The sequence below is a fragment of the Streptomyces sp. NBC_01460 genome (genome assembly GCF_036227405.1).
Lineage (GTDB): Bacteria > Actinomycetota > Actinomycetes > Streptomycetales > Streptomycetaceae > Streptomyces.
The window spans coordinates 1,269,060-1,284,332 of record NZ_CP109473.1 but is presented as its reverse complement, the minus strand read 5'-3'; the positions used below and the strand labels follow the sequence as shown (position 1 = coordinate 1,284,332).

Genomic DNA, 15,273 nt, shown 5'->3' with positions numbered 1-15,273 from the left:
GGGATGACCGGACGCTGGGAGTTCTGGATCGACCGCGGCGGCACCTTCACGGACGTGGTGGGACGTGACCCCGCGGGCAGGCTGGTCACCCGCAAGCTGCTCTCGCACGACCCGGACCGCTACCGCGACGCGGCCGTCGCCGGAATCCGGCTGCTGCTCGGTCTCGGCCCCCACGACCCGGTCCCCACCGAGCGGGTCGCGGGCGTCAAGATGGGCACGACCGTCGCCACCAACGCCCTGCTCGAGCGACGGGGCGAGCCGACGGCCCTGGTCATCACCGAGGGCTTCCGCGACGCCCTGCGGATCGCCTACCAGAACCGGCCGCGCCTCTTCGACCGCCGCATCCTGCTCCCCGAGGCCGTGTACGACCGGGTCGTCGAGGTCCCGGAACGCACCGACGCCCGGGGCGCGGTCGTGAAGGAGCTCGACCGCGCCGCCGTGGCGGAGCGGCTGAGGGCGGCCGCCGCGGACGGGATCCGCAGCGCCGCGGTCGTGCTCATGCACGGCTACCGCCACCCGGACCACGAGCGGGCGGTCGCGGAGGAGGCCAGGGCGGCGGGCTTCACCCAGGTCAGCTGCTCGCACGAGGTCAGCCCGCTGATCAAGCTCGTGCCGCGCGGCGACACGACCGTCGTCGATGCCTACCTCTCGCCGATCCTGCGCCGCTACGTCGAGGAGGTGGCCGGTGAACTCGCGGGAATCCGCCTCATGTTCATGCAGTCCAACGGCGGACTGCGGGAGGCCGCGCACTTCCGGGGCAAGGACGCGGTGCTCTCCGGACCCGCCGGGGGCGTGGTCGGCATGGTGCGCACGTCGGAGCAGGCCGGCCACGACCGGGTGATCGGCTTCGACATGGGCGGCACGTCCACCGATGTCTCCCACTACGCGGGGGAGTTCGAGCGTGAGCTCGGCACCCAGGTGGCGGGCGTGCGGATGAGCGCGCCCATGATGAGCATCCACACCGTGGCGGCCGGCGGCGGTTCCGTCCTGCACTTCGACGGCCGCCGCTACCGGGTCGGCCCCGACTCGGCAGGGGCCGACCCCGGTCCGGCCTGCTACCGGCGGGGCGGGCCGCTCACCGTCACCGACGCCAACGTGATGCTCGGGCGCGTCCGCCCGGAGCACTTCCCCGCCGTCTTCGGCCCCTCGGGCGACCAGCCGCTCGACGCCGCTCTCGTGGCCGAGCGCTTCGAGGAGCTCGCCGAGGAGGTGTCGGCCGCCACCGGACTCCGGCGTACGGCCGCCGAGGTGGCCGCCGGTTTCCTGGAGATCGCCGTGCTCAACATGGCGAACGCCGTCAAGAAGATCTCCGTCCAGCGCGGTCACGACATCACCCGCTACGCGCTCACCGGCTTCGGCGGCGCCGGCGGACAGCACGTCTGCGCCGTCGCCGACGCCCTGGGCATCGACACCGTCCTCGTCCCGCCGCTCGCCGGGGTCCTCTCCGCGTACGGGATCGGCCTCGCCGACGCCGCCGCGATGCGCGAGCAGTCCGTCGAGGCCCGGCTGGACGAGGGGACCGGGAGGCGGGTGGACGGCGTCTGCGACGGTCTGGCGGAGCGCACCCGCGCCGAACTCCGCGCCGACGGTGTCCCCGACCGTGCCATCGGCACCCGGGCACGGATCCTCCTGCGCTACGAGGGAACGGACGCCGCCCTGCCCGTCGCCCACGGCAGCGTCGCCGCCATGACCGAGGAGTTCACCGGCCTCCACCGGGCGCGGTACGGATTCACGGCGGACAGACCCCTGGTGGTCGAGGCCGTCTCCGTGGAAGCCACCGGAACGGCCGGACCGCACACCCCGCCCCGGGCCGTCGCGCGCACCAGGAGCGGGCGGCTCCGGCCCCTGGACACCGTCACGCTGTCCGCCGGGGGCGACCTGCGGGAAGCCGGACTGTACCGCCGCGGGGCGCTGTGCCCCGGGGACACCGTGAGCGGCCCGGCCGTCGTCGTCGAGGACGACGCCACCACCGTCGTCGATCCCGGCTGGAAGGCCACCGTGGGAACGGCCGGTCACCTCGTGCTGCACCGGGTGGAACCCCGGCCCGAGCGGACCGCCGTCGGCACCCGGGTGGACCCGGTCATGCTTGAGGTGTTCAACAACCTCTTCATGTCGATCGCCGAACAGATGGGCGTACGACTGGAGAACACGGCGCACTCCGTCAACATCAAGGAGCGGCTGGACTTCTCGTGCGCGCTGTTCGACGCGGACGGCAACCTGGTGGCCAACGCCCCCCACATTCCGGTCCACCTGGGGTCGATGGGGGAGACCATCAAGGAGGTGCTGCGGCGCAACGGGAACACCCTGCGTCCCGGGGACGTGTACGCCGTCAACGACCCGTACCACGGTGGTACGCACCTGCCCGACGTGACCGTCGTGACGCCCGTCTTCGACGTCGACGGGCCCACGGAGGGGGAGCCCGTGCTCCGCTTCCTGGTGGCGTCACGCGGCCACCACGCCGAGATCGGCGGCATCAGCCCCGGCTCCATGCCCGCCTTCAGCCGTACGGTCGACGAGGAGGGCGTCCTCTTCGACAACTGGCTGCTGGTGCGCGACGGCACCCTCCGCGAGGAGGAGACCCGGACCCTGCTCACCACCGCCGCACACCCCTCGCGCGACCCGGACACCAACCTCGCCGACCTGCGCGCCCAGATCGCCGCCAACGAGAAGGGCATCACGGAACTGCGCCGGATGACCCGGCAGTTCGGGCAGGACGTCGTCGAGGCGTACATGGGCCACGTCCAGGACAACGCCGAGGAGTCCGTACGCCGGATCGTGGCCGGTCTGCACGACGGCTCCTGCCGCTACGAGACCGACAACGGCGCCGTCATCGCTGTCCGCGTCACCGTGGACCGCGACGCACGCCGGGCCGTCCTCGACTTCGAGGGCACCTCCCCGCAGCAGCCCGGCAACTTCAACGCACCCACGTCCGTGGTCATGGCCGCCGTCCTCTACGTCTTCCGGACCCTCGTCGAGGAGGACATCCCCCTGAACAGCGGCTGCATGAAGCCCCTGGACATCCGCGTCCCGGAGGGATCGATGCTGGCCCCCGTCCACCCGGCCGCGACCGTCGCCGGCAACGTCGAGACGTCCCAGGCCGTCACCGGCGCCCTCTACGCAGCCCTGGGAGTCCAGGCGGAGGGGTCCGGCACCATGAACAACCTCACCTTCGGCAACGACCGGGTCCAGTACTACGAGACGGTCGCGAGCGGTTCCGGCGCCGGCGACGGCTTCGACGGCGCGGACGCCGTCCAGACCCACATGACCAACTCGCGGCTCACCGACCCCGAGGTCCTCGAGTGGCGCTACCCGGTGCTGCTGGAGAGCTTCGGCGTACGCGAGGACAGCGGCGGGACGGGGCGGTGGCACGGCGGACGCGGGGTGGAACGCAGGCTCCGCTTCCTCGAACCCGTCACCGTGGCCCTCCTCTCGGGACACCGCCGGGTCCCCCCGTACGGCATGGCGGGAGGCGGCCCGGGAGCCCTCGGCGAGCAGTACGTCGAACGGGCGCGCGGGGCACCGGCCACCCCGCTCGAAGGGTGCGACACCGCCGAGCTCGAGGCCGGGGACGTCCTGGTGCTGCGCACCCCGGGAGGCGGCGGTTACGGGCGTCCGTGACCGGTCGCTTCTGCGCCGTTTCGACCGTTGTCGGTGTGAGGACCTAATCTGTGCAGCGTGACTTCGCCTGCCGACACCCACACCGCTGCGCCGCAGCTCAGCGCGGGGCCGAGGCCCGCTCCGGGCCCCGCCGCCGACGAGGGGCTCTCGCGTCGGCTGCGCGCGCTCGCCTGCACGGCTCCGCTGCACGACCTCGACGTGCGCAAGGCCAATCTGGCGGGCGAGTACACGGTCTACGCGATGGCCGAGGTCGCCCTCGCCGCGATCGACCTCGTCACCCTCAACATGGACTTCGACACGGGCGCCGACCACGACCAGATAGTGGCCAGGCTCCTCCCGCGGGTCGCGGCCCAGGCACCGCGCAGGCCCGTCACCGAGCACGAGCGGGTCGCGCGCTGGGTCCTGGAGAACCTGGTCAACGTCGGGAGCGTGGACCGCGGGTTCCGCGCGGTCTACGGCACCTTCGGCCCCGACGGCGTCTACGTCCGCAGGGACTACGACTTCAAGCTCATCGAGGAGGTCCCCGGCCACGGCGGCAGCGTCTACCTCCGCGCCACCGACGAGGCGGTCAACGTCCTCGTCGGCGCCCTCGACACCGATGTCACCAGCGCCCAGATCGCCGCCGAGGTGAAGCTGGAGGTACTCGTCAGCAGAGGCCGCCTCGCCGACGCGCAGCTCGCCGCCGAGCAGGCCCGCTACCGCACCGTGCAGTACGCCGAGACGCTCCGCAGGACGCTGGAGGCGACCCGGCGCAACGTCCGCGCCGTCGACTGGCTCAACGCCGTGCCCGACATGATCGCCGAGGCGCTGGACCACGTCGCCGACCGCTACCGCCACGAGAACGCGATCCTCACCAACATCCGCAAGGCCAGGGACGAGGCGGAGGAGCCCGAGAACAAGCGCCGCGCCGCCGAGCTCGTCGACATCGTCAAGGACTGCATCCGCCGCCACACCCAGCTCCAGTCCAGGCTGCTGGAGGCGGGGCCGCTCTTCCGCGCCGAGCAGGACCGGCAGTCCTTCGCCGCCCCCACCGCACGGGCCGGCCTCGACCTGTACGGACAGCTCGTCGTCCCGCTGCTGCCGCTCCCCGTCGAGCAGGCCACCCGGGCCACCGACGCGTTCTTCGCGCACGGCACCGGGCTGCGCACACCCACATCGGTCCGGGTCGGCGACCTCGTCGACCTGCTGCTCATGCCCCCGGTCGAGCGGGAGCACCTGGGCGCCGAGATGCCCGAGCCCGACCTCATCGCCACCCCGGACGACAGCCGGTTCAGCGAGGAGCAGCTCGGACACGCCATGGACCTGCTCGACCTGGAGCACGACGCCCCCCGCCGGCTCTCCGGGCTCCTCGCGGAGGCCCGGCTGCGCGATCCCGAACTGCCCTACCTGGTCGCCCTGCTCGCCGTCCACGCGGCGAGCCCACCGGTCGGGACGGCCTACCGGCAGGGCGAACGCAGGCTGCTCTTCGCCGTCGACGACGGCACCCCGCTCGAAGACCGTGAATTCGGCGGGGCCGACCTGATAGTGGGCATGGCCCTGCTGGACGCGGCGGGCATGGCCGCGGACCGCAAGGACGCCTCATGAGCGTCCCCGGCCCGACCACCCACCCCCTGCCGCCCGGGAGCGGCACCCGTACCGAGGAGTCACCGAGTTGAGCGAGCAGCACGCCGAGCACACCGACGCGTGGGGCGACCCGTCCCCCACGCAGGCGGCCGACGCCGCACGGCCGGCCGCTCCCACCGCCGTCACCCCCGCCGACGCGGCCGACGCGGCCCGGCTCGTCTCCTTCGGGCTGCAGCCCAAGCTGCTGCCGGCCCGCGACGCCGAGTACACCGAACTGCTCCGCCGGTACCGCGAGGAGCCCGCCTTCGCGCGGCTCGCCGACGCGGTCGCCACCGGACTCGGACTCATCGTCCTGGAGGTCTCCACCCGCGCGGGGATGGCCGTGACCGCGGGCGAGGACTCCGTCTTCGCCGTACGCATGGGCGACTACGCCCGGCGCGCCTCCTCCGACTCCGCCGACCGCTTCCTGCACGGCCTCGCCCACCTCGCCGTCGCCGCCATGGCCTTCCCCCGCCCCGAGGACCTGGCCGACGACTCCTACATCGGCCGCATCACCGTCAACGGCGTGGACGCCTTCGTCCGCCAGGCCTGCCGGCGCCTGGAGGAGCGGGCCGAGGAGCAGGGGGACAACACCGACCCGGCCACCGACGCCCCCGGCCTGGAGTCGGGATGGCGGATCTACGCCCGGCGCAGCGCCACCGGAGCCACCAAGGACGCCCGCCGCCTCGCCGGATCCACCACGGGCATCATCGGCAAGGCCGTCGCCTTCCTCACCGACTCCGGGTTCCTCCAGCGCACCGGGGACGACGCGGGCGGCGCCTACCGCACCACGGCCCGCTACCAGCTCCAGGTGCGCGACATGGCGGGCAGCGCCGCCATGGCCGAGCTGCTGGAGCTCGGCGTCGTCCCGGTCACGGACGGCTCGGCCACCCTGCTGCCCCCGCCCGACACGGAGGGCCTGGAACTGGCCGCCGACGCGGGACTCCCCTTCCACTCCTGAGCCCCGCCCGCCGCCCCACCAGCCGCCCGCCTCCTGAACGACGAGAGTCCGCCGCCATGTACGAGTTGTCCCGGGTCCGCCTCTACTCCATCGGGCCCGCCGGTGCGCGCTACGCCGACACCGTGCTCGACCTGCGCGGAGTCGGAGAGCCCGTGCCCAGGCCCGCGCCGGCCCAGGCGGAGTTCTTCGAGGACGAGCCCGTCGGCCCCCCGCGCCGCCCGGCGCCCGCGGGCGTGCTGTTCCTGGAGAACGGCGGCGGCAAGTCCGTCCTGCTCAAGCTGATCTTCTCGGTGATGCTGCCGGGGCACCGGAACACCCTGGGCGGTGCCAGCTCCGGCGTCCTGCGCAAGTTCCTGCTCGCCGACGACTGCGGGCACGTGGCCCTGGAGTGGCAGCACACGCTCACCGGCGAGTGCGTGGTCGTCGGCAAGGTCAGCGAGTGGCGTGGCCGCCAGGTCTCCAACGACCCCCGCAAGTTCGCCGAGGCCTGGTACTCCTTCCGCCCCGGGCCCGGTCTCAGCCTCGACAGCCTCCCCGTCGCCGAGGCCACCACGGTGGGCCGCCCCGCCGAGGGTGTCTCGGGCGCCCGTGGCAGGCGCCGCACGATGAAGGGCTTCCGTGACGCCCTCACCGACGCGGGCAGGTTCTACCCGCACCTGGACGTGCACTGGGAGGAGATCCACGACCGGTGGAACGAGCACCTCGGTGACCTCGGGCTCGACCCCGAACTCTTCCGCTACCAGCGCGAGATGAACGCCGACGAGGGCGAGGCGGCGGGCCTCTTCGCCGTCAAGAAGGACTCCGACTTCACCGACCTGCTGCTGCGGGCCGTCACCGACACCCGCGACACGGACGGCCTCGCCGACCTCGTCAGCGGCTTCGGCAACAAGCTCGGCCGACGGGCCGAGCTCACCGCCGAACGCGACTTCACCGCCGGCTCCGTCGACCTGCTGGGCCGGATCGTCGAAGCCACCGCGACGAGGGCCCGCAGCCGGGACGTCCACGCCGGTGCCGAACGGCGCACCCGCACCCTCGCCCGCCGGCTCTCCGGCCGCGCCGCCGAGGAGCGCGGCCGCACCTCCGAGCTCGCCGAGCAGGTCACGGTCACGGCCGACACCGTCACCGAGGCCGAGGCCACCCGTGGCCACCGGAGCCTGATCGCCGCCGAACTGGCCTACCGGCACGCCTCCCTGGCCCTGACCGCCGCCGAGAGGAGCGCGGCTGCCCAGCGCCGGGAGCTGGGCGAGGCGCGCACCCTGCACGCCGCCTGGCAGGCCGCCGAAGCGGTCCTGCGCCACCGTGCCGCCGCCGACCGCTCCGCCCGTGTCGCCGTCGCCATCCAGGAGGCCGAGCGCGACGCGGCGCCCGCCCTGGCCGCACGCGCCACGGCGGCCGCCGACCTCGTACGCGCCCTGCACACGGCCGCCGAGGCGGGAGAACGGGTCGCCGAGGAGGAGGAGGAGCGCTCCGCCACCCTGCAGACCACCGGGGAGACCGCGCACCGGGACGCCACCACCGCCGCCACCGAGGCCCAGCGCGCCCGCAGCGAGGCCGGCCACCTGCGCCAGCGCCTCGCCGAGGTCGAGCAGGAGACCGCCGAGGCCGTGCGGGCGGGATGGCTCGACGACACCGCGCCGGACGCCGACCCCGCCCGGGCCGCCCTCGCCGCCAACGACGCCGAACAGAGTGCCGTCGCCGCCTGGGACACCGCGCGGGAGGCCGCACGGGCCACCGGCGACCAGGCGCGGGAGGCCGCGGCGGCGGAGAGCCGCACCGAGCTCGCGGCCGCCCGCGCCGCCGACGCGGCGGAGGCCGCCGAGCAGTCCTACGAGGCCGAGCGCAGAGCCGCCGAGTCGATCGCCGCCGACCACCGCCTCGCCGACCTGCTGGGCCTCCCCACCGCGGGCGCCGGCGTCCCGCGACCCCGCCGGGGCGCGGCCGGTGCGGACGAGAGCGGCGACGGCGCGCAGGAGGCCTCGGGGGACCCCCAGGCCCTCACGGCCCAGGAGTTCGACAACAGCGCCGACGAGCTGCGCGACCTCCTCGACCAGGGCGTCACCACCGCGGAGCGCAGGCTCTTCGACCTGCGCACGGCGGCCGCCGACGACTCACGCATCCTCGGGGCCCTCGGTGACGGCGGGCTGCTGCCCCCCGGTCCCGACGTCCTCGCCACCGTCGAGTACCTCGGTGAGCACGGCATCCCCGCCCTGCCCGGCTGGCGCTACCTCGCCCAGGCGGTCGACCCCGCCGACCACGCCGCGGTGCTGGCCGCCCGGCCCGAGCTCGTCGACGGCGTCGTCATCACCGACCCGGACGCGCACACCCGCGCCCGCGAGGTGCTGGCCGCCGCCGCCCTGCTGCCCCGGTCGGCCGTGGCCGTCGGTACCACCGCGGCGCTCCTCGCGCCCGTACCGGCCCCCGGAGGCGCCGCCGCCGACGATGTGTTCCTCGTCCCGCCGAACCCGGCGATGCACGACGAACACGCAGCCGACGAGGAACGCCACGCACTCAGGGCCCGCGCCGCCGCGCGCGACGAGGACATCAGGACGCTCGCGGCCCGGCTCACCGCCGACCGCTCGCTCGCCGCCCGCATCGGGGCCTGGCGCGCCGACTGCCCGCCCGGCATGCTCGCCGAGCTCGGTGAAGCCGCCCGTACGTCCCGTGCCGCCGCGGAGACCGCGGAAGCCGCCCTCCACGAGGCCCGCACCGTGCGCGCCGAGGCGGACGAGGCCGCCGCCGACGCCGCGCGTGTCCGCGACGAGCGGCAGGAGGCGGCCCAGCGCGCCCGACGGACCGCCGACGCGCTCGCCGGCCTGGCCCACCGTCTCCGCGACCGCGCGGGCTGGCAGGCGCGCCTGCGTGAACTGACCGACGAGGCAGCCGAGTCGGAGGCACGGGCGACGGTCTGCCTGGAGCGGGCACGCGCCGCCGACGAGGACCGCCGGGCCGCCCAGCGCGCCGCGGACGACGCCCACCGCACCGCCCGGGCCCTGCGCGCCGAGCGCGCCGAGATCGCCGGCGTCCCGGAGAAGCTCCCCGAGCCGGACCCCTCCACCGCGCGCACCTCCCTGCCCGCCCTGCGCGAGGCGTACCGCGCGGCCTCCCGGCTGTACGAGAAGGTGGGCGTCGGAGCCGACCTGCGGGCCGAGCAGGCACGCGCCGAGAGCGACGAGAGCGCCGCCCTGGCGGAGCTCGACCGCCTCACCAACAAGGTCCGCACCCGCGCCGCCCAGCTCCTCGAGGGCACGGACGGCGCCGACGGCCCCTCACGCCAGGCGGCCTCGGCCCGTGCCGAGTCCCACGTCCAGCTCCTGGAGACCCGGGCGTCCACGGCCAGCGAACAGCTCGGCCGGCTGCGCGGCGAGGCCGAGCGCCTCGCCCCCGCCGACGAGGCACCCCACCACACCGAGCTCCCCGCCGACCTCGCCCCGGCCGACGCCGACGAGGCCCAGACCCTGCTCCGTACGGCCACCGGCGAGCTGGCCTCCGCCACCGCCGCGCTGGACACCGCGCGCGTCGCCCACGCCGAACTGCTGCGCGCCCACCGCACCGCCGAGGACTCGGCGAGCGGCTTCGACGAGACCGCCGCGCTCCTGCGCGACCTGCTCAGGGACCACGGGGCGGAGGACGAGACCGAGGCCCCCGACCCGTACCCCGGCACCCTGGACGAGGCGAGGCGGTCCGCCGGTGAGGCACGCCGCTCGCTGCGCGGCTGCGCCACCGACCTCTCGGCCGCGGAGAGTTCGGTACGGGAGGCGAGCGACGTCCTCGTCCGGCACGCCAACTCCACCCGCTACGAACAGGTCCGCACCCCCGCCCGGCAGCAGATCCGGGAACTCCCGGCAGTGGCTCTGCCGGACCACGCCGAGAAGTGGGCCACGGCCTTCGCGCCCCGGCTGCGGGTGCTCACCGACGAGCTGGCCCAGCTGGAGCGCAACCGCGACTCCATCGTCGACCGGCTCCGCGGCCTGGTGGAGTCGGCCCTCACGACACTCCGCTCCGCCCAGCGGCTCTCCCAGCTGCCCGAGGGACTGGGGGAGTGGTCCGGACAGGAGTTCCTCCGGATCCGCTTCGAGGAACCCGACCAGGCCACGCTCACCGAGCGGCTCGGCGAGGTCATCGACGAGGCCACCCACGCGGCCCTCAAGAAGAACTCCGACCTGCGCAGGGACGGGATGTCCCTGCTGCTGCGAGGTGTGCAGGCGGCGCTGCAGCCCAAGGGCATCGCCGTGGAGATCCTCAAGCCGGACGCGGTGCTCCGCGCCGAGCGCGTCCCCGTCGGACAGATGGGCGACGTCTTCTCCGGCGGCCAGCTGCTCACCGCCGCGATCGCGCTGTACTGCACGATGGCCGCCCTGCGCAGCAACGACAGGGGCCGCGACCGGCACCGCCACGCGGGCACGCTCTTCCTCGACAACCCCATCGGGCGCGCCAACGCCACCTATCTGCTGGAGCTGCAGCGGGCGGTCTCCGACGCCCTGGGGGTCCAGCTGCTCTACACGACCGGCCTGTTCGACACCACGGCGCTCGCCGAGTTCCCGCTCGTCATCCGTCTGCGCAACGACGCGGACCTGCGCGCGGGGCTGAAGTACATCAGCGTCGAGGAGCACCTGAGGCCGGGACTTCCCCAGCACGACCCCGAGGGCGAGACCGTCCACGGGGAGATCACCGCGACCCGCATGTTCAAGCGGAGCGGCACGGCGAGCGGGGCGGCCTCCGGCGTCCCGGAGATGCGCACGGAGATGGCGGACGCGCGGAACGCTCCGGCCCAGGCCTCGGAGAAGCGGTAGGAGAAGCCGGGGCGCCGGCCGTTCGCAGGGGCCCTCAGGCCCGTGAGAGCCGGCCTTCGCCCCGGCGCCGTATCCCGGCCTCCTGTCGCACCCGCGCCCTGGCGGCGCGCCGGGCGGCCCGGCGCTCCCGCCGCATGCGTCGCGCGGTGCTGCTGGGTACGGACACCACGCCGTGGCGCTGGTTCCACACCTGCCGGGTCACCCAGACGTCCAGCACCGACCATGTCGCGACCACCGTGCCCGCCACACCGCTCAGCACCATGGGGAAGGCGAGCCACGACCCGGCCAGGGTGCACAGGAACGCCATCACGGCCTGAATGAGGGTCAGGGCCAGGATGATGACGGCGCGCACGGCGGCCGTCCGCACCGGGTCCGGCATGCGCCGCCGTATCGCGGGTTCCTCCACCCACAGCTGCCGCGGGATCCGGGCACCGGCCGATCGCGCGTGCCCCCGCGGGTCTTCACCGGCCGCCGACGCGGCTGTTCGCGACGTGTCCGTCACCGGTGCCGCGGCCGGCGGTGCCGCCGTGCCCCGGCGCTCATCCGTGTCCAAGGACCTTCAACTCCCCACCACTGTCCGACTCAAGGGTGGCTGCCCGGCTCGGGCCCGTTCTACGCGGACGGAGCCGCTCGCCTGTCGCACGTACCCCCGTGAGGTTCTTCTGCCCCGTACGTCTGGACGAACGCCAGGTCGCGAAGATTCCCGCCAAGAGGCCTCAACCAGCCCCGAAAGGTCACGGAACGAAGAATTCCAGCCAACTGCCGTGTGTGGATGCACCGCGTTCGGCCTGGAGTTCTCTGTCGCTTTCGCGAATTTCTTCGCAGGGAATACCGGGACAACTGGTGAGCAAGCCGTGGCAGAGCGGCCGGAAATCGCCCGGACGCGTCTTCGAGTTACTCGCGCGTCAGTAGTAGGCTCGCGCCGTTTGTTGACGGATGTCGACGGAGCACCGGCCGACGCGCGGTGGACCGCGGCAGGAACACCGGAACGACCAGGTGGACCGGGCGACCGGGCACACCGATACGACGAACCCCGTGATGCGGGGCCGAGCTGGGGGAGGCCATGCGCTTTCGCGGGAAGTCCATCCGCAGGAAGATCGTGGCGTTGCTCCTGGTGCCGCTCGCCTCCCTCACCGGTCTCTGGGTCTTCGCCACCTACGTCACCGGCCGTGAGGCCGGGGAACTGATGGGCGCGAGCGCCATCGTGGAGCAGGTCGGCCACCCGCTGGAAGACACCATCCGCGCCGTGCAGGGCGAACGCCGTCAGACACTCGTCTATCTCGCCGACCCCCGGGCATCGGACGCCCTGCCCCTGCTGCGCAGCCGTCGCGCCGTGACCGACCGGGTCGTGGCCGACGTCAGGCAGAGCGCGAAGAGCAAGGACATCCGGGGCAAGCTGAGCCCGGAGTCGGAGGCACAGCTCGACTCGATCCTGAGCGAGATCGACGGCCTCGACGCGCTGCGCGGCTCCGTGGAGAAGCGCACCATCGACCGGACCAGGGCGCTCGCCTTCTACAACGGCCTCGTCGACCCCTGCTACCGCTTCCTGAACGGTCTCCACACGATGGAGAACGTGTCGATGGACAAGCAGGTCCGGGCCCTGGTCGGCATTTCCCGGGCCCGCGAGATGCTGTCGCGCGAGGACGCCCTGATCGCGTCGGGGCTCCTGGCGGGCCGTCTCGGCGCGCCGGAACTCCGCGTCGTCTCCGACCTCGCCGCCAGCCGCTCCCTCCTCTACGAGGTCAACCTCGAGCTGCTGCCGGCGGGCGAGCGCGGACGCATGGAGCAGTACTGGCGCAGCCCCGACACGGAGCCGCTGCGGACCGCGGAGCAGAAGCTCATCGCCGCCGGACCGATCACGAAGCCGGGCCCCGTCGACTCCGAACGCTGGGAGGAGGTGGCCCCGCCGGTCCTGGAGCACCTCGCCAACGACGGCACCGAGATGTCCAACCGCTTCCAGGACCGCGCCGAACCCGCCGGCTTCCGGGTCCTGATCCAGGCGGGCGTCGCCGGCGTCCTCGGGTTCGTCGCCCTGCTCGTCTCCGTGTTCGTTTCCGTACGGGTGGGACGCGAACTCGTCCGCGACCTCTCCCGGCTGCGCAAGGACGCCCACGAGGTCTCCGGGGTGCGGCTGCCCAGTGTGATGCGACGCCTCGCCGCCGGTGAGCAGGTCGACGTGGAGACCGAGGCCCCCCACCTGAGTTACGAGCGCGACGAGATCGGCCAGGTCGGGCAGGCGCTCAACACCCTCCAGAGGGCCGCGGTCGAGGCCGCGGTCAAGCAGGCCGACATGCGCCGCGGCGTCTCCGAGGTCTTCGTCAACCTCGCCCGCCGCAACCAGGTCCTCCTGCACCGCCAGCTGACCCTCCTGGACGCCATGGAGCGGCGCACCGAGAACGGCGACGAACTCGCCGACCTCTTCCGCCTGGACCACCTCACCACCCGTATGCGCCGCCACGCGGAAGGCCTGGTGATCCTCTCCGGGGCGGCCCCGTCCCGGCAGTGGCGCAAGCCGATCCAGCTGATGGACGTGGTGCGGGCGGCGGTCGCGGAGGTGGAGGACTACGAGCGCATCGAGGTCCGGCGCCTCCCGCGCATCGGCGTGGGCGGCCCGGCCGTGGCCGACCTCACCCACCTGATCGCGGAACTGCTGGAGAACGCCACGGTGTTCTCACCCCCGCACACCGCCGTCCAGGTGCACGGCGAGCGGGTGGCCAACGGCTTCACCCTGGAGATCCACGACCGCGGCCTCGGCATGGCGCCCGAGGTCCTCCTGGACGCCAACCTCCGGCTCGCCGAGACCCCCGACTTCGAGCTCTCCGACACCGACCGGCTCGGCCTCTTCGTCGTCAGCCGGCTCGCCCAGCGGCAGAACGTCAGGGTGTCCCTGCAGATCTCACCGTACGGAGGGACGACCGCGGTCGTCTTCATCCCCGCGCAGCTGCTCACCGACGCACCCGACACGCACGGCACCGGCTTCCGCCTGGACCGCCGGGCGGAGAAGGCGCTCGGCGGCGGACGGCCGGGCAGCGCCGTGCCCGGCAGCGACAAGGCCCGCAGGGACGGAGTCGCGGACGCGGACATCCCGGGCAGGCCCTCGGGCCTCTCCCCGGTTCCCACCGGCCTCACCGACCCGTCCGTGCTCGACGGACCCGTCGAGCTCGAAGGCCCGGTGGGGACCCTCGGCTTCACCGACCCGGCGCGCGACCGGGAGCTCGATCCGGCTCTGGGCCCGGTCCTCGACGGGGTCTCCGACCTCGAGGACACCGAGAGCGAGCGGGGCGGTATCTTCCGTGCCCGCGACCTCCGCAGGGAAGCCGACCGGGAACAGCACCAGCAGGCCTTCGACGCCCCGGACGGCCGATCCGCGGACGTCCGGCCGATGCGGCCCGCCGGCCCCGTGCCGCTGCCCCGCCGCAAGCCGCCGACCCTCGTCGCCGACCAGGGCCGCCGCATCGGGGACGGGCCCCGTTCCCATCGGAGCGGACCCGGCGGCTTCCCCGCGGCCCCGGGCTCCGGAACCGCCGAACCCGCTCCGGTGGAGTCCCCGGCCGACGAGCCCCGGGCGCGGCCCAGGCCCGCGGTCCGGCCGTCCGCACCGGACACGGTCGGCGGCCTCCCACGCAGGGTCCGGCAGGCGAACCTCGCCCCACAGCTCCGGGAGGACGCCGCAGGGCGGACTACCGGCCACGCCCCCGCCGACACCGACGACGACCTCGAACGTGACGCGGACGACGTACGCAATCGCATGGCTTCGCTTCAACGCGGCTGGCAGCGCGGCCGTCGGCAGAACGCCGCCGAGGACGCGACAGGCCCCGGCGAGACAGCACCAGGAACCACTCCGGGAGGGGACGGTCGATGACCGCACCGAACGCCGCAGCACACAACGCCGCACGCCAGGGATCCGGCGAGCTCAACTGGCTCCTCGACGAACTCGTCGAACGTGTCGCGAGCATCCGCAAGGCGCTGGTCCTGTCCAGCGACGGCCTCGCCACCGGCACGTCCCAGGACCTGACACGCGAGGACAGCGAGCACCTGGCGGCCGTCGCCTCCGGATTCCACAGCCTGGCCAAGGGGGTCGGCCGCCACTTCGACGCCGGCCGGGTCCGTCAGACCGTCGTCGAACTCGACGAGGCCTTCCTCTTCGTCACGGCGGCCGGTGACGGCAGCTGTCTCGCCGTCCTGGCCGACTCGGATTCGGACGTCGGGCAGGTGGCGTACGAGATGACCCTGATGGTCAAGCGCGTGGGGGCCCACCTGGCCAACGCCCCCAGGACCACCGGTCTGCCCGCCGGAGGGTGA

At 74.0% G+C, this 15,273-nt stretch carries 7 protein-coding genes; 6 read left to right on the top strand and 1 reads right to left on the bottom strand.

The features are described from left to right. Positions 1–3 precede the first annotated feature (3 nt). The 4 genes from OG488_RS05655 to OG488_RS05640 all read left to right on the top strand — a co-directional run bounded on the left by OG488_RS05655 (position 4) and on the right by OG488_RS05640 (position 10,971). The gene (locus OG488_RS05655) at positions 4–3,618 is read left to right on the top strand and encodes a hydantoinase B/oxoprolinase family protein (protein WP_329226496.1); all 3,615 of its coding nucleotides are present in this window, start codon (positions 4–6) and stop codon (positions 3,616–3,618) included. 57 nt (positions 3,619–3,675) lie between these two features. Beyond that, positions 3,676–5,202, top strand: coding sequence for a hypothetical protein (locus OG488_RS05650; protein WP_329226494.1), 1,527 nt, complete (start codon positions 3,676–3,678; stop codon positions 5,200–5,202). Between the two features lie 67 nt (positions 5,203–5,269). After that, positions 5,270–6,181, top strand: a complete 912-nt coding sequence (locus tag OG488_RS05645; RefSeq protein WP_329226493.1) for a hypothetical protein — start codon at positions 5,270–5,272, stop codon at positions 6,179–6,181. Positions 6,182–6,237: 56 nt separating this feature from the next. Beyond that, a complete protein-coding gene (locus OG488_RS05640) occupies positions 6,238–10,971 on the top strand; it encodes a hypothetical protein (RefSeq protein WP_329226491.1) in 4,734 nt (1,577 codons plus the stop codon). Positions 10,972–11,005: 34 nt separating this feature from the next. On the opposite strand, the gene OG488_RS05635 is transcribed toward OG488_RS05640, so the two are convergent. Continuing rightward, on the bottom strand, positions 11,006–11,524 hold the full coding sequence (locus OG488_RS05635; RefSeq protein ID WP_406461211.1) for a hypothetical protein: 519 nt from the start codon (positions 11,522–11,524) through the stop codon (positions 11,006–11,008). A gap of 510 nt (positions 11,525–12,034) precedes the next feature. Here OG488_RS05635 and OG488_RS05630 point away from each other — a divergent pair. Together OG488_RS05630 and OG488_RS05625 are read left to right on the top strand one after the other, a co-directional pair. Then, positions 12,035–14,833, top strand: a complete 2,799-nt coding sequence (locus OG488_RS05630) for a sensor histidine kinase (protein WP_329226489.1) — start codon at positions 12,035–12,037, stop codon at positions 14,831–14,833. After that, on the top strand, positions 14,830–15,273 hold the full coding sequence (locus tag OG488_RS05625) for a roadblock/LC7 domain-containing protein (protein WP_329226487.1): 444 nt from the start codon (positions 14,830–14,832) through the stop codon (positions 15,271–15,273). The genes OG488_RS05630 and OG488_RS05625 overlap by 4 nt, the downstream gene beginning before the upstream one ends.